Here is a 20,755-nt window from a genome sequence, read left to right as displayed (position 1 = left end):
GTACGACAGGCAGAATCCCATCCTCACCGCCACCTCGCACACCTTCTTCACACCCTCTGCCGCTCGCCACCGCAGCCCCGGAATCCCAAGGGCTGTCAGGCCTGTGACGTCAGATGCGGGTGAAGGCCTGCTCGATGATGTCGAGGCCCTCGTTCAGCAGGTCCTCGCCGATGACGAGCGGGGGCAGGAAGCGCAGCACGTTGCCGTAGGTGCCACAGGTCAGGACCAGCAGGCCCTCCTGGTGGCAGGCCTTGGCGAGCGCGGCCGTCGCCTCCGGGTTCGGCTCCTTGGTCGTACGGTCCTTGACGAGCTCGATGGCGATCATGGCGCCGCGACCGCGGACGTCGCCGATGAGGTCGAACTTCTCGGCCATGGCGGTCAGCCGGGCCTTCATCGTGGCCTCGATCGCCTTCGCCCTGGCGTTGAGGTCGAGCTCCTTCATGGTCTCGATGGCGCCGAGCGCGCCGGCGCAGGCGACCGGGTTGCCGCCGTAGGTGCCGCCCAGGCCGCCCGCGTGGGCCGCGTCCATGATCTCCGCGCGGCCGGTGACGGCGGCGAGCGGGAGGCCGCCGGCGATGCCCTTGGCGGTGGTGATCAGGTCCGGGACGATGCCCTCGTCCTCGCAGGCGAACCACTGGCCGGTGCGGCAGAAGCCGGACTGGATCTCGTCGGCGACGAAGACGATGCCGTTGGCCTTGGCGAAGTCGCTGATCGCGGGCAGGAAGCCCTTGGCGGGCTCGATGAAGCCGCCCTCGCCCAGGACCGGCTCGATGATGATCGCGGCGACGTTCTCCGGGCCGACCTGCTTGGTGATCTGGTCGATGGCCTGCGCGGCGGCCTCGGGTCCGGCGTTCTCCGGACCGGTCGGCCAGCGGTAGCCGTAGGCGACCGGGACGCGGTACACCTCCGGCGCGAAGGGACCGAAGCCGTGCTTGTACGGCATGTTCTTCGCGGTCAGCGCCATGGTGAGGTTGGTGCGGCCGTGGTAGCCGTGGTCGAAGACGACGACGGCCTGGCGCTTGGTGTACGCCCGCGCGATCTTGACGGCGTTCTCGACGGCCTCGGCGCCGGAGTTGAACAGCGCGCTCTTCTTCGCGTGGTCACCCGGGGTGAGCTCGGCGAGGGCCTCGGCGACCTCCACATAGCCCTCGTACGGGGTGACCATGAAACAGGTGTGGGTGAAGTCGGCGAGCTGTGCGGTGGCCCGGCGTACGACGGCCTCGGCGGAGGCGCCTACGGAGGTCACGGCGATGCCCGAACCGAAGTCGATCAGCCGGTTCCCGTCGACGTCCTCGATGATCCCGCCGCCCGCGCGCGCCGTGAACACGGGCAGCACGGACCCCACACCCTGCGCGACCGCGGCGACGCGGCGGGCTTGGAGCTCCTGCGACTTGGGGCCGGGGACGGGGGTGACGAGGCGGCGCTCCTGCGGAAGTGCGGTCATGAGGGGCTCCTGGGGTGTTGCCGACGCTTACCTTCTTTTCTCGCAGGCTAGGGCCGTCCTCGCGGGGCGGGCATGCTCCATGTGGGCGTTCTCGACGGCATGGCTTGTCCGTCTTGGACATAGCGGCGCACGGCTCGGGTATCGGCCACCTCCGCGAGCCCGGCCGCGTAAGCGGTGAACTCCCCTGGCGGGGGCGTTAGATTGACCGCTGATGGTGGACGGAACGGCTGGTCAAGGGGCGAGGGCGATGGACAGCGACGGGACGCGGGACACCAGGGGTACGCACGCGAACCCTGTGCCACGTCCGGCGGGACCGCCGACGGTGCCGCCTCGGCCGGCGCGGGCACCCGGTGTGCCCCCGCTGCCGGACGGTTCGGGGTTTCTCGGCTGGCTTCGGACCCCCCGGCCCGAGGCGGCACCCGGCGTGTGGCGCTTCGGCCACGTACCGCGGCCCGAGAAGGAACCGGAGCGGATCCCGACGCGGCAGCTGCTGAGCGGGGCCGTGATCGGGTTCCTCTGCGGGTGGCTGCTCTGTTCCCTGCTGTACAACGGTTTCCTCGGTGGCTTCTGGCTGTGGCCCTGGTTCGTGATGGCTCCGGACTCGTGGACGCTGGGGCGCGCGGGATGGCTCAGCAGCCTGTCCTATGCGTACGAGGCGCTGTTCTTCGCCGGGATCTTCGCGATCTTCGGGAAGATCAGCCGCTGGGGCGAGGTCTGGCGCCGTTTCGGTCCGCCTGCCTGGCGTCAGAAGGCCGCGACCTCCCACGAACCACCGCCCACCCCCGAACAGGACCCCGCCGCCTACCCCGACCTGCGCGCCGCCGGCGCCGTGGACGCTGCCGAGCGGCTGGCCGCTGAGGCCAAGGCCGGGTTGATGCGGGATGTGGATCATGCGCGGATCCTCCGGGCGTGGCAGGGCGTGCGCAGTGGGCGGTTCAGTCTCGCCACGTTCACCGGCACCGTCCTGAAGGACGGTGCCGCCGCCTGTCTGCACCCCTCCGGCGCCCGCGACCTGCCCGGCCGGCTGGCCCGGCACGATCTGCTGACCGGACAGGTACGGCTCGGCACCACCGCCGACGACGCCCGCAATCCGTACGCCTACCGGGGGACCGGGCTGGGCCTGGGGCCCGAGCTGCTCGGCACCTCGCTGCTCGCCGTCGGACCGGCCGGGTCCGGGAAGACCGGGACCGTCGTGCGGCCGCTCGCCGAGTCGCTGTGCCTGCACGCCCTCGCCGGGCGGGCCGCCGTCGTGGTCGTCGGCGCGGCGGGCGCCGGGCTCGGACCGGCCGACGCCTACGACGTCGTCGTACAGATCGGGAATCCGGAGTCGGTGTACGACCTCGACCTGTACGGGGGGACGACGGATCCCGACGAGGCCGCCGCCGTGCTCGCCGAGGCGCTCGTCGGGGACCTCGCCGAGCCGCACCAGGGGGGCGACACCCGGCGCTCCACCACCGTGCTCGCCCAGCTGCTCGGACCGTTCCGGGCGGTGCACGGCCGCTTCCCCGCCGTACCGGAGCTGCGGCAGCTGCTGGACGGCGCACCCGCGCCGCTGGCCGCGCTGCGCGAGGGCCTGGAGGACTCCGGGCAGGACGCGCTGCTGCGCGAACTCGACGCGCGGGAGCGGCAGATGGGGCACCCGGGGGACGTGGGGGGCATCCTCGCGGACCGGGTCGCGCTGCTCGACCGGCCCGCCTTCGCCGGGTTCTTCGACACGTCCGGGCAGTCGCGGCCGTTCTCGCTGAAGGCCCTGGACCATCCGGTGCGGGTGCGGATCGACCTGCCCCAGCGCGGGCACGCCGACGCCTCCCGGATGCTGGCGCGGCTGGTGCTCGCGCAGTTCACGGCGAGTGTCGCGGTGCGCGAGGACCGGTCGCTGTTCGCCTGTCTCGTCCTCGACGACGCCACGGGGGTCGTCACCCCGGAGGCCGTGCGCGGCATCCAGCGGCTGCGGTCCGGCAACGCCGGCGTCGTGCTGACGCTGCGGACCCTCGACGACGTGCCCCGGCCCCTGCGCGGACCCCTCCTCGGGGCCACCGGCTGCCGGATGGCGCTGGCGGGGCTCACCCCGTGGGACGGGCAGGACTTCGCCGAGGTGTGGGGCAAGGAGTGGATCGAGGCCCGGGACGTCACCGACCGGCAGATCATCGCGGAGACCCCGGCCGGCAAGGTGCTGCACGCGGTGCGCCAGGTCATCACCGGCAAGGCGCCGACCGCCCGGGCGGTGACCGTACGGCAGGTCGAGCGGGAGCGGTGGTCCGCGTCGGAGCTCGCGCACGGGGTGCCGCCGGGGCACGCGGTGCTGTCCCTGACCAGCGTGAAGGGGGAGCACGCGCCGCCGCTGCTGGTGGATCTGCGGGGATGAGGGGATGAGGTGACCTGAGGACCGTACAGTGAGGCAGAATCCTCACAGGTCGTTCATACACCGCGGCCAAAAGATCACCACCTGATCGCCACTTGATCACCACCTGAGATCACACCGCTCCGAAGGTCCAAGGCCTCATGCCCCCCACCCTCGCCTCGCTCGTCCACCACTCCGCGCTCAAGCTGACCGTGCGCGCGGGCGAGGACCGGCTGGACGTCCCCGTCCGCTGGGCGCACGTCAGCGAACTCGCCGATCCCGTCCCCTACATGGAGGGCGGCGAGCTACTGCTGATCACCGCGCTGAAGCTGGACGCCGAGGACCCCGAGGCCATGCGGCGGTACGTGAAACGGCTGGCCGGGGCGGGGGTCGTCGGGCTCGGGTTCGCCGTCGGCGTGAACTACGAGGAGATCCCCGAGGCCCTCGTGGACGCCGCCCGCGACGAGGGGCTGCCGCTGCTCGAAGTGCCCCGCCGCACCCCCTTCCTCGCCATCAGCAAGGCGGTGTCCGCGGCGATCGCGGCCGACCAGTACCGTTCCGTCACCGCGGGCTTCGCCGCCCAGCGCGAGCTCACCCGACAGGCCCTGACCGCCGGCCCGGAGGGGCTGCTCGCCGCGCTCGCCTCCCAGGTGGACGGCTGGACGGCGCTCTACGACGCCTCGGGCGCCGTCGTCGCCACCGCCCCGGAGTGGGCCGGCCGCCGGGCGGCACGGATCACCGCCGACGTTGAACGGCTGCGGGAGCGGCCCGCACCCGCCTCCTCCGTGGTCGCGGGCCCCGAGGACGACGACCGGGTCGAGCTGCACACCCTGGGCACCGGGCGGCGGCCGCGCGCCGCGCTGGCGGTCGGCACGGCCGCCGCCCTCGGCACCGCCGAGCGCTACGCGGTGCACTCGGCGATCGCGCTGCTCACCCTGACCACCGAGCGTTCCCGCTCCCTGCACGCGGCCGAGCAGCGGCTCGGCGCGGCCGTACTGCGGATGCTGCTGGCCGGGGAGCCGGAGCACGCCCGTACGGTCGCGGGCGACCTCTACGGCGGGCTCCTGGACGCGCCCTTCCGGCTGGTCGTCGCCGAACCGGCGGCGGTACGGATGTCCGTCGACTCGCACGCGCACCTGGACCCGAAGGCCGCTACGGCGAACCCCGTGTCCGCCGTCGGCGCGCACGGTGATCCGCTCGCCGCGCTCACCGAGATCGTCGAGTCGGCCGCCGCGCGGGCCGGGGAGGCCGTGCTGGTCGTGCCCGAGGGGGACGGCGAGGGGCAGCGGCTGGTGGTGCTGGCCGCGGACGGCGGTGCCGCGGTGGCCGCGTGCGCGGACCACGCGGCGGCGCTGGAGGCCTCGCGGGCCGGCGTGGCCCGCGAACAGACGTCGAGGAACGGCGCGGGGGCCGAGGGCCGGCCGGTCACCGCCCGCGACGAGGACGAGCTGGTGATCGGGGTCTCCGCCCCGGTCGGGCCGATCGCCGCCGCGGCGGGATACAAGCAGGCCGAGCAGTCCCTGTCGGTCGCCCGGCGGCGGGGCCGGCTGTACGTCGAGCACGAACAGCTGGTCGCCGGATCCGTGCTGCCGCTGCTCGCGGACGACGCGGTCAGGGCGTTCGCGGACGGCCTGCTGCGCCCCCTGTACGAACACGACGCGACCGGCCGCGGCGACCTGGTCGACTCCCTGCGGGCCTGGCTGTCCCGGCACGGCCAGTGGGACGCGGCCGCCGCCGACCTGGGAGTCCACCGGCACACCCTGCGGTACCGGATGCGCCGGGTCGAGGAGATCCTGGGCCGCTCCCTGGACGATCCGGACGTACGGATGGAGCTGTGGCTGGCACTGAAGGCGACCACCACGGAATAGCCGTCGTGACGGAGGACCGTCACGGAGGACCCGTTGGCCACGGAAGAGCCGTTGGCCGGGCTGGAGTGCCGGCCCGCCGCACTGCTACACCCCGGACAAGTTCGATCCCGCCCCGACGGACCTACCGTGGGGACATGACTTCCACCCACGCCTTCTGGCTCGCCGGCCGCCAGGTCACCGGCGAGGACACCTTCGACGTCACCTCCCCGTGGGACGGCCGGCTCGTCGGCAGGGCCGCCCTGCCGAACGACGCGCAGATCGAGGAGGCCGTGGCCGCCGCGTACGCCGTACGGGACGTGTTCGCCGCCACCCCCGCGCACGTCCGCGCCGCCGCCCTCGACCATGTGAGCCGTCGGCTGGTCGAGCGCACCGAGGAGATCGCGCGGCTGATCTCCGACGAGAACGGCAAGCCGGTCAAGTGGGCGCGCGGCGAGGTCGGCCGCGCGGTGTCGGTGTTCCGGTTCGCGGCCGAGGAGGCCCGGCGCTTCAACGGCGGTGAGGCCCAGCGTCTCGACACCGACCTCGGCGGTCAGGGCCGCCTCGCGCTGACCCGGCGCTTCCCCAAGGGGGTCGTGCTCGGGATCGCGCCCTTCAACTTCCCGCTCAACCTCTGCGCCCACAAGATCGCCCCCGCGATCGCGGCCGGAGTGCCGCTCATCCTGAAGCCCGCCCCGGCCACCCCGCTCTCCGGCCTCGTGATCGGCGAGCTGCTGGCCGAGACCGAGCTGCCCGCCGGTTCCTGGAGCATCCTCCCGGTCCCGAACGACCGGATGGCCGCCCTCGTCCAGGACGAGCGCCTGCCGGTGATCTCGTTCACCGGTTCCGAGAAGGTCGGTTACGCGATCATGGACTCGGTGCCGCGCAAGCACTGCACGCTGGAGCTGGGCGGCAACGGCGCCGCGGTCGTGCTCGGCGACTACGCCTCCGACGAGGACCTGGACTGGGCCGCGACCCGCATCGCGACCTTCTCCAACTACCAGGGCGGCCAGTCCTGCATCTCGGTGCAGCGGGTCATCGCCGACGCGTCGGTGTACGACCGGCTGCTCCCGCGGATCGTCGCCGCGGTGGAGGCCCAGGTCACCGGGGACCCGGCCGACGACAAGACCGACGTCGGCCCGCTGGTCAGCGAGGACGCGGCGAAGCGGGTCGAGGCGTGGGTGAAGGAGGCCGTCGAGGCCGGTGCCACCCTGCTCACGGGCGGCGACCGGGACGGCGCCTCCTACGCGCCGACCGTCCTCACCGACGTCCCGGCCGACACCACGATCTCCTGCGAGGAGGTCTTCGGACCCGTCCTCACCGTGCAGAAGGTGGACGGCGAGGACGCGGCCTTCGCGGCCGTCAACGACTCCAAGTACGGCCTCCAGGCAGGTGTGTTCACCCACGACCTCCAGGCCGCCTTCCGCGCCCACCGAGCCCTCGAGGTCGGCGGTGTCGTCATCGGTGACGTGCCCTCCTACCGGGCCGACCAGATGCCGTACGGCGGTGCCAAGCAGTCCGGCGTGGGCCGCGAGGGCGTGAAGTTCGCGATGGACGACTACACGTACGAGCGGGTGCTGGTGCTGACGGGGCTGGCGCTCTGAGGAACCCCCACTAGTAAATGGGAACCATTTTCATGTAGTGTTGCGGCAGCGACGCTGACCCGCCGCCCCGAAGGGGCCCGGCACCGATGCCTTCCGGTGCCGGGCCCCTTCCTGTGTGCCGGCTCCTGCGGACCCTCAACCGGAGAAGCCGACATGCGCGAGCCGCAGTGGGCCGCGCAGCCTGAGGTGCACGTCGTGCACGCCCTCGGCGACGATCCCGGCGCCGACGGTGAGGTAGTCGTACGGCCCGGACCCGGACTCCGCCACCTCCAGCACGGCGAGCACCGCGCCCCCGTCCAGCGAGAGCTCGACCGCTCCCGCGCCGGAGACCAGGGCCGTCACCTCGGTGACGCCGGTGCCGAAGTCGCAGTCCCGGTAGACCAGTTCACCGGTACGGCCCTCGGCCGCCGTCACCGCGTCGCCCGCCGTCCTCGTACGGTCGACGATCTCCACACCGCTCTGCTCGTCGAAGTCCGCCCCGTCCAGGCCCCGTTGGAGGACGGGACGCGGTGCGCCCAGCTCGCCGTCGAGCAGGACCGTCGTCCGCAGCCGGATGTCCTCGCTGGAAGCGCCGGCCAGCAGCTCGTACGGGCCCGGCTCCAGACGCCATCCGCCCCGCGCCACGTCCCAGAACTCGAAGGCGCGCAACGGTACTTCGAAGGACAGCTCCGCCCGGGCACCCGGAGCGAGCGTCACCCGGCGGTGCGCCAGCAGTTCGCGGCGCGGCCGGGGCAGGGCCGGGTCGACCGCGCGGCCGTAGAGCTGGGCGACCTCGTCGGCGGTGACGTCACCGGTGTTCGTGATCGTGAACGAGACGTGCGCCGTGCCGCCGTCGACCCGGGTCTCCAGATCGCCGTAGGAGAAGGAGGCGTACGACAGCCCGTGGCCGAACGGGAACAGGGGCGTGCCCTCGAAGTAGAGGTAGGTCTGGCGGCTGCCGATCACGTCGTAGTCGAGCAGGCCGGGCAGGTCGGCGTCGCTCTCGTACCAGGTCTGCGGGAGCCGGCCCGCGGGGGAGACGTCACCGGCCAGGACGCGGGCCAGGGCGGTGCCGGCCGCCTGGCCGCCGTGGGCCGTCCACAGGGTCGCTGCCAGGTCGGACGTGTCGAGCGCGTAGGGGTAGGCCGACACCAGGGCGAGCACCGTGCGGGGGTTCGCGGCGCGCGCCGCCCGCAGCAGGCGCTCCTGGTGCGGGGGGAGCCTGAGGGACGCGCGGTCCTCGGTCTCGCGGCCGTTGATGTGGGGGTCGTTGCCCGCGACGACCACGACGACGTCCGCCTCGGACGTGACGCGGGTCACTGCGTTCTCGCCGCGTTCGACGATGATCAGCTCGAAGGTCTCCGCGGTTGCGTCATTCTCTTCGTTCTCGTCGGCAACCTTTACTCCGTCCGCGGCGACCGTGACGTGGCGGCCCGTGCCGAGATGCCTGAGGAGGTGACCGTCACCGTGCGGTTCCAGGCGGAAGGTCTCCTGGACGATCCAGCCTCCGGGCTGGTCGGCGGAGGCGCGCAGGTAGCCGTCCTCGGCGACCGAGAGATAGCGGCCGTCGGGGGCGCGCAGCGTGAGGACACCCTCGTCCCAGTCGATCAGCGCGAACTCGGTGCCCCGCGCGTCGGTGGTCAGCGGCGGCAGGTCGGTGCGGCCCGCGAGCAGCGCCGGGTCCAGGGCGCCCTCGGCGCCGCGCACCTCGTCCGCGCTGTCCTCGGACGCCGGGACATGCAGAAACGTCCCAGCGGAGGTCTTGAGGCGGACCCGGTCCACCCCCTCCGCGAACTCCACCCGCTCGGCGCCGAACCGCTCGTAGAGCCCCTCCAGCGGGGTCGAGCGGTGGATGAGCGTGCCGCTGTACCAGTCGAGCTTGCACTCGTCGGCGAGCAGGCCGACCACCGCGATCCGGGTGTCGGGCGCGAGCGGCAGCACCCCGTCGTTCCTGAGCAGCACGATCGCCTGCTCGGCGGCCTCCTGCGCGAGCGCCCGGTGCGCCGGGGTGTCGAAGTCGGTGACGCCGGCGTGCGGGTCGTAGTGCGGGTCGAACTCGCCGAGCCGGAAGCGGACCGAGAGCTGGCGGCGGACCGCGGTGTCGATGTCGGCCTCGGTCAGCAGGCCCTGCTCATGGGCCCGCCGGATCCGCCCGACCATCTGCGAGCTGTCCGTGCCGTGGTCGGTGAAGCTGTCGACACCGGCCCTGAGCGAGGCGGCGGTCGCCTCCTCGTGGGTGTCGAAGTAGTGCTCGTGGTCGACCAGGTTGGAGGGCGCGCCCGCGTCCGAACAGACCAGCAGCTCCTCCTCGGTCCAGGTGCGCAGCTGCTCGCGCAGATACGGCGAGACGTGGTTGGGGCGGCCGTTGACCAGGTTGTACGCCGGCATCACCCCGGCCACCGCGCCCGCCTCGACGGCCTCGCGGAAGGCCCGCAGGTCGTACTCGTGCAGCACGCGCGGCCGTACCGAACTCGATGCGGTGGCCCGGTCCGTCTCGTTGTTGTGGGCCAGCCAGTGCTTGAGGACCGGGGCCGTGCGCCAGTACGTGGGGTGGTCGCCGCGCAGCCCGTGGGTGTAGGCGGTGGCGATGGCCGAGGTGAGCTTCGGGTCCTCCGAGTAGCCCTCCTCGTTACGGCCCCACAGCGGATGGCGCAGCAGGTTCACCGTCGGTGCCCAGACGTTGAGGCCGACGCGGTCGTCGCGGGCGCGCATGGCCCGGATCTCCTTGGACACCGCCTCGCCGACCCGCCGTACGAGCTCGGTGTTCCAGGTCGCGCCGAGGCCCACCGCCTGCGGGAAGACCGTCGCCGGGCCCATCCACGCGACGCCGTGCAGCGCCTCCTGGCCGGTGCGGAACGCGGAGATGCCGAGCCGTTCGACGGCGGGCACGAACTGGTGCAGGAAGCCGATCTTCTCGTCGAGGGTCAGCCGCGACAGCAGATCGTCGATGCGCTTCGCGAACGGCAGTTGCGGATCGCGAAATGGCGGAGTGTGCGGCGGGTGTGCGGTCACGTGGGGATCCCCTTGCGATGGATCGGTTCGATGCTTTCGAAGCGCTTCGATGCTGGTTCGACGGTGGGGTGGGTGTCAAGGGATCAACACCGTCACTTCAAGCGGTGCATAAGAAAAGGTCACCTCCCGTATGTACGAGGAATCTTGGGATCGACCCTTGTGCACCCCGGGGGGTTCACTTAACCTCACAGCAACATCGAAGCGCTTCGACTACGGATTCGGTCGAGGGATCGCTTCAGCTCAGCCAGTTCCACTCAAGACACCTCAGCCGACGGCCCCACCGCCGGGTGTCCTGGTGCGCCATGAAGGGTTGACGCAATGACGCCGAATGCCGCTGCCCCCTCCTCCGGTCCCTCCGGGCCCAGCCGGAGAAGCTTCCTCGCCTCGACGGCGGTCGCCACCGCCGCGGTGGCGGGAGGGATGCCGCTGCTGGCCGCCTGCGGCGGTTCGGACAGCGGATCGAAGGAGGGGACCACCTCGGGCAAGGCCGCGGACAAGATGCTCCCGGCCTTCGTCGCCAGCACGGTCGCCAAGCCGGACCTCCCGTCGAAGAACGGTTCCGCCGCCGGCTTCACCGGCAAGGTCGACCTCGCGGCCCTCGGGACCTCGGTCCCGAAGAAGCTCGGCACCGGCGCCCCCTTCAAGATCATGTCGCCGTTCTGGGGCTCCCCGCCGAAGGCCGGCTGTGCCTACTACACGGCGCTCGACGCGGCCGCCGGCACCAAGATCACCTGGCAGAACCAGGACGGCAACACCTACGGCGAGAAGCTCGGCGCGGTCCTCGCCTCCAGCTCCATACCGGACATGGTGGTCGTGCCCGGCTGGGAGCTGGTCGGCAAGATCGCGAACGCGGTCACCGCGAAGTTCATGGACCTCAGCCCCTACATCGCGGGCGACAAGGTCAAGAAGTACCCGAACCTGGCCGCGATCCCCTCCGACGCCTGGCGCATGGGCATCTTCGGCGGGGCGCTGCGCGGGATCCCGATGCCGGCCGCCACGGCGAACTGGATCACGCCCTTCTACCGCAAGGACATCTTCGACAAGAAGGGCTACAGCGTCCCCAAGTCGCCCGACGAGTTCCTCAGTTGGGCCAAGGAGGCCACCAGCGCCAAGGCCAAGGTGTGGGCCTGCGGTGACATGACCTGGAGTGCGTGGAGCATGTTCGGCGTCCGCCCCTCCGGCACCCTCGGCTGGAACATCGGGGACGACGGCAAGCTGACCTACCGCCATGAGGTGCCCGAGTACCTCGAGGCCCTGGAGTGGGTCCGCAAGCTGTTCGACGCGGGCGTGGTCCACCCCGACGACAAGGCACGCTCGGGCGACGCGGGCCAGCGGTTCACCGCCGGGCAGATCCTCGTCTACAACGACAACATCTCCAGCTGGTACGGCAAGACCTCCGAACAGGCCGCCTCCAACCCGGACTTCGTCATCGAGGGCATGGACATCTTCGGCGCCGACGGCGGCGACCCCAAGCTGTGGGCGGGCCAGCCGGCCACCATCTGGTCGATGATCCGCAAGGGCGCCTCGAAGGAGACGGTCGAGAACGCGCTCGCCGCCGCCGACTTCGCGGCCGCGCCCTACGGCACCAAGGAGCGGATGCTCGTCGACTACGGCGTCGAGGGCACCCACTACACCGTCAAGAACGGCGTCCCGGTCAAGAACGACCTCGGCAACTCCGAGGTCCTCAACGCCTGGGTGATGCTGGCCGCGCCGGCCGCCTACTACGCCCACCCCGACTTCCCCGAGATCGCCCGCAAGCAGGTCGAGTGGCAGCAGCGGATGGGCGCCTTCATGAAGAAGACGTCCACGTTCGGCATGAACATCGTCGAACCGACCCGCTGGGCCAACCTCGGCAGCCAGTTCGAGCAGCTGGAGCTCGACTACGTGCGCGGCAACCGCAAGCTCTCCGACGTCCAGGCCGCCATCTCCACCTGGAAGTCCTCCGGCGGCGACAAGCTGCGCGACTGGTACAAGCAGCTCCTCGAAAAGAACGGCAGCGGCAACTGATGTCTCTCACGGCGGGGAGCCGGCCCGACGGGACCCGTCCTCCCGCGGCCGTCGAGGAACCGGCGGCCGCGGTCGCCGCCGCGGTCGCCAAGGACCGGGTTCCGGGCAAGGCGGGCAAGGCCGGCAGGGCGGGCAGGGCAGGGAAGGCCGGGAAGGTCCCCTTCAAGGTGCGGCTGCGCCGCGACCGCACGCTCATCCTGATGACGCTGCCGGTCATGGTCCTGCTCCTGGTCTTCAACTACGTCCCGCTGCTCGGCAACGTCGTCGCCTTCCAGGAGTACGACCCGTACGTCTCCAGCAACGGCATCACCGCGATCTTCCACAGCCCCTGGGTCGGGGTGGAGCAGTTCTCGCGGATGATCGACGACCCGTTGTTCTGGAGCGCCGCGAAGAACACCATCGTGCTCTTCGTGCTCCAGCTGGTGCTGTTCTTCCCGGTCCCCATCGCCCTCGCGCTGCTCATCAACAGCGTGGTCCGGCCCCGGGTCCGGGCGGTGGCCCAGGCGATCATGTACCTGCCGCACTTCTTCTCGTGGGTCCTCGTCGTCACCGTGTTCCAGCAGATCTTCGGCGGCGCGGGCATCATCGCCCAGATCCTGGAGGACCACGGCCACAGCGGCTTCGACCTGATGACCAACGCGGGCCTGTTCAAGTACCTGGTCACCGCGCAGGCCGTCTGGAAGGACGCCGGCTGGGGGATCATCGTCTTCCTCGCAGCGCTGGCCGCGGTCAGCACCGACCTGTACGAGGCCGCCGCCATGGACGGTGCCGGGCGCTGGCGCCGGATGTGGCACGTGACGCTGCCCGCACTGCGCCCGGTGATCGCGCTGCTGCTGGTCCTCAGGGTCGGTGACGCGCTCAGCGTCGGCTTCGAGCAGTTCCTGCTCCAGCGGTACGCGGTCGGGGCCGGGGCCAGCGAGGTCCTCGACACCTACGTGTGGAACATGGGTATCCAGAACGGCGACTTCAGCTACGCGGCCGCGGTCGGCCTCGTCAAGGGAGCCATCGGAGTGTGTCTCGTCCTGGCCGCGAACAAGTTCGCGCACCTGCTGGGCGAGCAGGGGGTGTACCAGAAGTGAGCCTCAACACGCAGCTCGTCCGCAGCCTCAAGGCTCCCGCCCGGCCGGTGTGGGAGGAGGAGCCCAGCAAGGCCGGGCTCACCGCCAAGGGCGGCCTCCTGCTCCTGTGCTGCCTGGGCGTGCTCGGTCCGCTGTGGATCGTCATCGTCACCAGTCTCTCCCCGAAGCCGGTGATCGACCGGGTCGGCGGACTCGTGGTGATCCCGCAGGGCATCACCTTCGTCAACTACACGGAACTGCTCAGCGGGGGCCAGGTCAGCCGGGCCATCATGGTGTCGGTCGGGGTCACCCTCGTGGGCACGCTGTTCTCGATGACGGTGTCGGTGCTGGCGGCCTACGGGCTGTCGCGGCCGGGGAGTCTCGGGCACCGGTTCTTCCTGATGACCATGATGGCCACGATGTTCTTCGGCGCCGGGCTCATCCCGACGTATCTGCTCGTGCAGTCGCTGGGGCTCACCGACACCTATCTGTCGCTGATCCTGCCGAGTGCGGTGAGCGTCTTCAACATCCTTGTGCTGCGGGCCTTCTTCATGGGGATCTCGCCCGAACTCACCGAGTCCGCGCGGATCGACGGGGCCGGGGACATGCGGATCCTGCTGACCATCGTCATGCCGCTGTCGCGGGCCGTGCTGGCGGTGATCTCGCTGTTCTACGCGGTGGGGTACTGGAGCGCGTGGTTCAACGCGTCGATCTATCTCAGCGACCAGTCGATGATGCCGCTCCAGAACGTGCTCATTCAGTTGGTGCAGAAGAACACGGAGGCCCCTACGGGGTTGCAGCAGGCGGTGCGGACGGGGCAGTTGTCGGCGCTGGGTTTGCAGATGGCCGTGATGGTGCTGGCGTTGATTCCGGTGGCGGTGGCTTCTCCGTTCGTGCAGCGGCATTTCAAGAAGGGGATGCTGACCGGTGCGGTGAAGGGCTGACCGTTCGCCATCCCACAGGGGTGGTTCTGACGGACGGCGGCCGCGGGTCGTCTGTGGCTGGGCGCGCAGTTCCCCGCGCCCCTGAGTGGGCTCACTTTCCCTTAGTTCAGAGCGAGGTTTGTCATGCTTACGTCCGGTCCCAGCCGTCGTGCTGTTCTCGCCGGGGCCGCGGCCGCCGCCGCGATCACCGCCGTCCCGTCCTTTTCCGGCGTGGCCTCGGCCGCCGACTCCGCCACCCCCTCCTACCGCTGGCGCCAAGTCGTCATCGGCGGCACCGGATTCGTCACCGGTGTCCTCTTCCACCCCTCCGTCCGCGGGCTCGCCTACGCCCGGACCGACATCGGCGGGGCCTACCGGTGGGACGACCGGAAGGCTCGGTGGATTCCGCTCAACGACGACCTCGGGTGGGACGACTGGAACCTGCTCGGTGTCGAGGCGATGGCCGTCGACCCGGCCCATCCCGACCGGGTCTATCTCGCGCTCGGCACCTACGCGCAGTCCTGGGCCGGCAACGGGGCCGTGCTGCGGTCCGAGGACCGGGGGGTCACCTGGGCGCGGGCCGACCTCACCGTGAAGCTCGGCGGCAACGAGGACGGCAGGGGGACCGGGGAACGGCTGCTCGTCGATCCCCGGGACAGTGACACGCTGTGGCTGGGAACCAGACACGACGGCCTGCTCAAGTCCACCGACCGGGGCGCCACTTGGGGCGCCGCGAGCGGCTTCCCGGGCAGCCCGAGCGGCAGCGGCCAGGGCGTCACCCTGCTCGTCGCCGCCGGACGGGTCCTCTACGCCGGCTGGGGCGACTCCGACGGCACCACCGCCAACCTGTACCGCACCCTCGACGGCACCACCTGGGAAGCCGTCCCCGGGCAGCCCTCCGGCACCTCCGCCAAGGTGCCGATCCGGGCCGCCTACGACTGCCACACCCGCGAGCTGTACGTCAGCTACGCGGACGCCCCCGGACCCAACGGACAGTCCGACGGCAGCGTGCACAAGCTGGCCGTCGCCACCGGCACCTGGACCGACGTCACCCCCGTCCGGCCCGCTGGCAGCGACACCTTCGGCTACGGCGGGGTCGCCGTGGACGCCCGCCGCCCCGGCACCGTCGTCGTCTCCACCAACAACCGGTGGGCGGCCGTCGACACGCTGTACCGGACCACGAACGGCGGCCGCACCTGGACCTCCCTGAAGGACTCCGCAGTCCTCGACGTGTCCGAGACGCCGTTCCTCACCTTCGGCGCCGACGCGCCCAAGTTCGGCTGGTGGATCCAGGCCGTCGCCGTCGATCCGTACGACTCGAAGCACATCGTCTACGGCACCGGCGCCACCCTCTACGGCACCCGCGACCTCAAGCACTGGGCCCCGCAGATCCGCGGCCTGGAGGAGACCTCCGTACGGCAGCTGATCTCGCCCCCGACCGGTCAGGCGCACCTGCTCAGCGGGCTCGGGGACGTCGGCGTGATGTACCACGAGCGGCTCACCGCCTCACCCTCGCGCGGCATGGCGTCGAACCCCGTGTTCGGATCGGCGACCGGCCTCGCCCAGGCCGCCGCCAAGCCGTCGTACGTCGTCCGCACGGGCTTCGGCGACCACGGCAACGGCGCCTTCTCGAACGACGGCGGCCGGACCTGGGCCCCCTTCGCGGCCCAGCCCGCCCTCGCCAAGGACGCGCCGGGACCGATCGCCACCAACACCGACGGCAGCGTGCTGCTGTGGACCTTCGTGCACTGGGACGGCACCAAGTACCCCGCCCAGCGCTCCACGGACAACGGAGCGACCTGGTCCGAGGTCGCCTCGTACCCGAAGGGCGCCACCCCGCTCGCCGACCCGGCCGACCCGACGCGCTTCTACGCATACGACACCGACACGGGCACCCTGTTCGCCAGCACCGACGGCGGGCTCACCTTCACCGGGCGCGCGAGCGGACTGCCGTCCGGGGACAGTCAGTTCCAGCTGGCCGCGGCCCCGGGGCGCTCCGCCGACCTGTGGCTGAGCACCAAGTGGAACGGCCTGTACCGGTCCACCGACGGCGGAGCGACCTTCACGAAGCTCACCAGCTGCTGGGCCTCGTACACCCTCGCCTTCGGCAAGGCCGCCGACGGCGCCGACTACCCGGCGATCTACCAGGTCGGCTCCACGGAGACGATCACCGCCGTGTACCGCTCCGACGACGAGGCGAAGACCTGGGTACGGGTCAACGACGACCGGCACCAGTGGGGCTGGATCGGCGCGACCATCGCCGCCGACCCGCGGCTCTACGGCCGCGTCTACATCGCCACCAACGGCCGGGGCATCCAGTACGGGGAGCCGGCGTGACCCCGGGACTCCAGGACGCCACCCGCGGCCGCCTCCTCTACGGCGGCGACTACAACCCCGAGCAGTGGCCCGAGGAGACCTGGCAGGAGGACGTCCGGCTGATGAGGGCCGCCGGCGTCAACTCCGTCACGCTCGGCGTCTTCTCCTGGGCGAAGCTCGAACCCCGGCCGGGGGAGCGGGACTTCGGCTGGCTGGACCGGCTGATGGACCTGATGCACGAGAACGGCATCGGGGTCGTCCTCGCCACCCCGACCTCCTCACCGCCGCCGTGGCTGGGCCACCTGCACCCCGACACCCTGCCCGTCACCGAGGACGGCCGCACCGAGCACTGGGGCGGGCGCCAGCACTTCTCGCACTCCAGCGCCACCTACCGGCGGTTCGCCGCCGCCATCACCGAGGACCTCGCCGCCCGCTACGGCGGCCACCCCGCCCTCACCATGTGGCACATCAACAACGAGTACTGCACCTACGACTGGAGCGACGAGGCCGCCGCCCGCTTCCGGCTCTGGCTCCAGCAGCGCTACGGCACCCTCGACGCCCTCAACTCCGCCTGGGGCACCGCCTTCTGGAGCCAGGGCTACGGCGACTGGGCCGAGGTGCACACGCCCCGGCACGCGCACTACCTGAAGAACCCGACGCAGGTCCTCGACTTCCGGCGCTTCACCTCCGACATGCTCCTGGAGTGCTACCTCGCCGAGCGGGACATCGTCCGCCGGGCCACCCCGCACCTCCCCGTGACCACCAACTTCATGCCGCTGTGGTTCGGACAGGACGCCTGGCGGTGGGCCGAGGAGGAGGACGTCGTCTCCGTCGACATCTACCCCGACCCGCGTGATCCGCTGGGGGCCCAACAGGGCGCTCTCGTGCAGGACATGACCCGTTCGCAGGCCCGCGGGCCCTGGATGCTGATGGAGCAGGCCGCGGGACCGGTCAACTGGCGGGGCGTGAACCACCCCAAGCCCCGTGGCATGAACCGGCTCTGGTCCCTCCAGGCCGTCGCGCGGGGCGCCGACGCCGTCTGCTACTTCCAGTGGCGCCAGTCCCGGCAGGGCGCGGAGAAGTTCCACTCCGGGATGGTCAGCCACGCCGGGGAGGAGGGCCGCACCTATCAGGAGGTCAAGCAGCTCGGCGCCGAACTCGCCCGCCTCGCACCGAAGGTGACGGGCAGTCACACCGCTCACGACATCGCGATCCTGCACGACTGGCACGCCTGGTGGGCCGGCGCCCAGGACGGCCGGCTGTCCACCGAGGTCGACCACCCGGACGTACTGAAGTCCTGGCACCGCGCCCTCTGGGAGGCCCACCTCACCACCGACTTCGCCCACCCCGAGCACGACCTCACCGCCTGGAAGGTGGTCGTCGTCCCCCAGCTCTACGCCCTCACCGACCCGGCGATCGACAACCTCCTCGCCTACGTCCGCCAGGGCGGCACCCTCGTCTCCGGATTCCTCACCGGCGTCGCCGACCAGGACGACCGAGTACGCCCCGGCGGCATGGACGCCCGGCTGCGCGAACTGTTCGGCATCCGCACCCTGCACGAGTGGTGGCCGCTCGACGCGGGCGAGCACACCGAGTGCGAAGGCCCGCGGGGTGCCTTCCGGGGCACTCTCTGGTCCGAGGAGATCGACCAGACCGAGGACGCCACCACGGAGGCCGCCTACAAGGGCGGTGAGCTCGACGGGCTGCCCGCGATCCTCCGCAGGGGCCGCGCCTGGTACCTCTCCACGCTCCCCGAACCGCACGCCCTGCGCGAGCTCCTCGCCCGCATCGCCGACGACGCGGGCGTACGGCCCGCCCTCGCCGGACTGCCCGACGGCGTCGAGGCGGTGCCACGCGGCGACCTGCTCTTCCTCCTCAACCACGGCCGCGAGTCGGTGACCGTGGCGGTGCCCGGCCCCCACCGGGACCTGCTGACGGGGCAGTCCGGCACGGACCGGGTGACGCTGGACCGCTACGGAGTGGCGGTACTCGAACGATGAACGACGGCCCCGTCCACGGCACCTGGGAACCCGCACCGGCCGCCCGCTGGGAGGACGGCTTCCTGAGCGGCAACGGCCGCCACGGCGCCCTGCTCTTCGGCGACCCGCACGACGAGCGGGTCGTCGTCACCCACCACACCCTGGTCCGCCCCAACGGCGCCGAACACGCCCGCCCACCCCGTCTCGCCGCCGAACTCCCCGCGCTCCAGGACCGGTTGCTCGCGGGGGAGCGCGACGCCGCCGACCGCTTCACGGACGGACGCCCGCTGCAATGGGTGCAGCCCTTCCACCCCGCCTTCGAGATCCGGCTGCGCGCAACGGCCCGCGCCGAGGACACCGGCCACCGCCGCTCCGTCGACTTCACCACCGGCGTCGTCCAGGCCGAGTCCGAGGACCGCCTCAGCCGCGTCTTCGTCTCCCGCGCCGACGACGTCATCGTCCACCAGGTCACCACCCCCGACCTGGCCGTCTCCCTCGACCACCGGCTCCCGGGCGTCCCGCACGGCCTGGCCGTCGGCCACGGCGCGGTCCTCACCTCCGAGGGCGCCCTGCTCACCCTGCGCGCCCGCTACCCCGGCAGCGACCGTGCCTACACCGGCGTCACCCTGGTCGCGGTCACGGGCGGCCGTACGACCCTCACACCCCCCGGCCTGCGCATCACCGGCGCGGACTCCGTCCTGCTGCTGACCCGGGTGCTGCGCCACACCGACGAGCCGGACGCCCTCGCCGAGGCCAGGGCCCTGGGCGAGCTGCTGCCCGACGGCCACGGCGACCCGTACGGCCGTCTCCTCGCCCGCCACACCGAGCCGCACCGCACCGCCTACCGGCGGGTGACCCTGGACCTCGGCGCGGACCCCGTCGAACGCGCCCTGCCCGGCTCGGAGTTGCTCCAAAGGCCCGACAGCCCCGCCCTCCTGGAGCGCCTCTTCGCCGCCGGCCGCTACCACCTGCTCTCCTCCAGCGGCGTCAACCCGCCCCGTCTGACCGGTCTGTGGACCGGCGACTGGGACACCGCCTGGTCGGGGGCCTTCACCAACGACGCCAACATCAACCTCCAGACGGCGTCGGCGGCCTGCGCGGCCCTCCCCGAAGTAACCGAAGCCCTCGCAGCCCTGATCCACCGTCAGCTACCGGACTGGCAGGACAACGCCCGCGAGATCTTCGGCACCCGCGGTGTCGTGGCCCCGCCCCACTCCGACGGCGAGTCCGGGCTGACGTACCACTTCAACCGCGAGTACCCGCTGCACCTGTGGACCGCGGGCGCCGACTGGCTGCTCAAACCCCTCGTCGACCACGACGAGACCCGCGGCGAACAGGACCCGCGCACCGCACACGCACTCGCCCAAGTGGCCGAGTTCTACGAGGACTTCCTGCACCGGACCGACGAGAACGGCCATCTCGTCGTCGTCCCCTCCTACTCACCCGAGAACCGCCCCGCCAACGCCGGCTGGGGCGCGGTCAACGCGGCCATGGACCTCTCCGCCGCCCGGCACGCCCTGCGCACGGCCGCCGCCTACCACCCCGAGCGCGCGCAGACCTGGCACGCCCTCGCCGACCGGCTCCCACCCCACCGCACCAACGCCGAAGGCGCCCTCGCCGAATGGGCCTGGCCCGGCCTCGACGACACCTACGACCACCGCCACCTCAGCCACCTCTACGGGGTCTGGCCCCTCGACGAGATCACCCCCTACGACACCCCCGACCTCGCCAAGGCCGCCCACCGGGCCCTCGAACTCCGGGGCGCCGAGAACGACTCGGCGCACGGACACCTGCACCACGCCCTCGTCGCCGCCCGGCTGCGCGACGGCGAACGGGTCGCGCACGCCCTCGGCCAGGTCCTGGGCGGCGACTTCTTCCACGACTCGCTGATGAGTGCGCACTACCCGAACCGGCACGTCTACAACGCGGACGCCGCCCACACCCTGCCCGCCGTCCTGATCGAGATGCTCGTGCAGTCGACACCGGACCGGCTGGTGCTCCTGCCGGCGGTCCCCGCCCGCTGCCCCCGGGGCGAACTACGCGGCATCCGCACCCGGTTCGGGGCGGAACTCGATCTCACCTGGAGCCCCACCGAAGCGACCGCGGTGCTGCGCCCCACGCGCACCCACCGCGTCGAACTGAGGACTTCCTCCGGCGCCGAACAGCTCGACCTCGTCGCCGGAGAAGACCACGTCCTGCGTCTGGGGGCGTGGTAACCACCCCCGCATTTCCCCCCACCCATGGAAAG

Annotated in this window: 11 protein-coding genes; 9 read left to right on the top strand and 2 right to left on the bottom strand. The window is 71.7% G+C overall.

All coding sequences use genetic code 11. From position 1 onward, the window contains the following. Positions 1-109 precede the first annotated feature (109 nt). Positions 110-1,444, bottom strand: a complete 1,335-nt coding sequence (gene gabT, locus OHN19_RS11630) for a 4-aminobutyrate--2-oxoglutarate transaminase (protein ID WP_330264129.1) — start codon at positions 1,442-1,444, stop codon at positions 110-112. Between the two features lie 247 nt (positions 1,445-1,691). Here gabT and OHN19_RS11625 point away from each other — a divergent pair, with 247 nt between their 5' ends. From OHN19_RS11625 to OHN19_RS11615, 3 genes are all read left to right on the top strand, one after another. Then, the gene (locus tag OHN19_RS11625; protein WP_330264128.1) at positions 1,692-3,809 is read left to right on the top strand and encodes an ATP-binding protein; all 2,118 of its coding nucleotides are present in this window, start codon (positions 1,692-1,694) and stop codon (positions 3,807-3,809) included. 137 nt (positions 3,810-3,946) lie between these two features. Then, positions 3,947-5,653, top strand: a complete 1,707-nt coding sequence (locus tag OHN19_RS11620) for a PucR family transcriptional regulator (protein ID WP_330264127.1) — start codon at positions 3,947-3,949, stop codon at positions 5,651-5,653. Between the two features lie 134 nt (positions 5,654-5,787). Further along, positions 5,788-7,233, top strand: a complete 1,446-nt coding sequence (locus OHN19_RS11615; RefSeq protein WP_330264126.1) for an aldehyde dehydrogenase family protein — start codon at positions 5,788-5,790, stop codon at positions 7,231-7,233. A gap of 135 nt (positions 7,234-7,368) precedes the next feature. Here the strand turns inward: OHN19_RS11615 and OHN19_RS11610 are convergent, their stop codons facing one another. Continuing rightward, positions 7,369-10,224 (bottom strand): glycoside hydrolase family 3 C-terminal domain-containing protein, encoded by a 2,856-nt coding sequence (locus tag OHN19_RS11610; protein ID WP_330264125.1) that lies wholly within the window; start codon positions 10,222-10,224, stop codon positions 7,369-7,371. A gap of 318 nt (positions 10,225-10,542) precedes the next feature. Here OHN19_RS11610 and OHN19_RS11605 point away from each other — a divergent pair, with 318 nt between their 5' ends. The 6 genes from OHN19_RS11605 to OHN19_RS11580 all read left to right on the top strand — a co-directional run bounded on the left by OHN19_RS11605 (position 10,543) and on the right by OHN19_RS11580 (position 20,723). Beyond that, positions 10,543-12,231, top strand: coding sequence for an extracellular solute-binding protein (locus OHN19_RS11605; protein WP_330264124.1), 1,689 nt, complete (start codon positions 10,543-10,545; stop codon positions 12,229-12,231). Next, positions 12,231-13,310 carry an ABC transporter permease gene (locus tag OHN19_RS11600; RefSeq protein ID WP_330264123.1) on the top strand — a complete coding sequence of 360 codons (1,080 nt, stop codon included), beginning with the start codon at positions 12,231-12,233 and terminating at the stop codon, positions 13,308-13,310. Before OHN19_RS11605 ends, OHN19_RS11600 begins: the two co-directional genes overlap by 1 nt. Next, positions 13,307-14,233 carry a carbohydrate ABC transporter permease gene (locus tag OHN19_RS11595; protein ID WP_330264122.1) on the top strand — a complete coding sequence of 309 codons (927 nt, stop codon included), beginning with the start codon at positions 13,307-13,309 and terminating at the stop codon, positions 14,231-14,233. Before OHN19_RS11600 ends, OHN19_RS11595 begins: the two co-directional genes overlap by 4 nt. Positions 14,234-14,356: 123 nt before the next feature. Further along, entirely contained in the window at positions 14,357-16,549 is a 2,193-nt protein-coding gene (locus OHN19_RS11590; RefSeq protein ID WP_330264121.1) for a 1,4-beta-glucanase, read from the top strand. Next, positions 16,546-18,528, top strand: a complete 1,983-nt coding sequence (locus tag OHN19_RS11585) for a beta-galactosidase (RefSeq protein WP_330264120.1) — start codon at positions 16,546-16,548, stop codon at positions 18,526-18,528. Before OHN19_RS11590 ends, OHN19_RS11585 begins: the two co-directional genes overlap by 4 nt. Continuing rightward, entirely contained in the window at positions 18,525-20,723 is a 2,199-nt protein-coding gene (locus OHN19_RS11580) for a glycosyl hydrolase family 95 catalytic domain-containing protein (protein WP_330264119.1), read from the top strand. The genes OHN19_RS11585 and OHN19_RS11580 overlap by 4 nt, the downstream gene beginning before the upstream one ends. The last annotated feature ends 32 nt before the right edge of the window (positions 20,724-20,755 follow it).

The organism is Streptomyces griseorubiginosus, from assembly GCF_036345115.1.
In the GTDB taxonomy this organism is placed as follows: domain Bacteria; phylum Actinomycetota; class Actinomycetes; order Streptomycetales; family Streptomycetaceae; genus Streptomyces; species Streptomyces griseorubiginosus_C.
Note: the sequence above shows the minus strand (reverse complement) of the source record. Positions and strands in the feature narration are given on the sequence as shown.

Excerpts from the sequence above, each read along its gene's own strand:
- gabT (WP_330264129.1), bottom strand. The coding sequence starts at position 1,444 with ATGACCGCACTTCCGCAGGAGCGCCGCCTCGTCACCCCCGTCCCCGGC.
- OHN19_RS11625 (WP_330264128.1), top strand. The coding sequence starts at position 1,692 with ATGGACAGCGACGGGACGCGGGACACCAGGGGTACGCACGCGAACCCT.
- OHN19_RS11620 (WP_330264127.1), top strand. The coding sequence starts at position 3,947 with ATGCCCCCCACCCTCGCCTCGCTCGTCCACCACTCCGCGCTCAAGCTG.
- OHN19_RS11615 (WP_330264126.1), top strand. The coding sequence starts at position 5,788 with ATGACTTCCACCCACGCCTTCTGGCTCGCCGGCCGCCAGGTCACCGGC.
- OHN19_RS11605 (WP_330264124.1), top strand. The coding sequence starts at position 10,543 with ATGACGCCGAATGCCGCTGCCCCCTCCTCCGGTCCCTCCGGGCCCAGC.
- OHN19_RS11600 (WP_330264123.1), top strand. The coding sequence starts at position 12,231 with ATGTCTCTCACGGCGGGGAGCCGGCCCGACGGGACCCGTCCTCCCGCG.
- OHN19_RS11590 (WP_330264121.1), top strand. The coding sequence starts at position 14,357 with ATGCTTACGTCCGGTCCCAGCCGTCGTGCTGTTCTCGCCGGGGCCGCG.
- OHN19_RS11580 (WP_330264119.1), top strand. The coding sequence starts at position 18,525 with ATGAACGACGGCCCCGTCCACGGCACCTGGGAACCCGCACCGGCCGCC.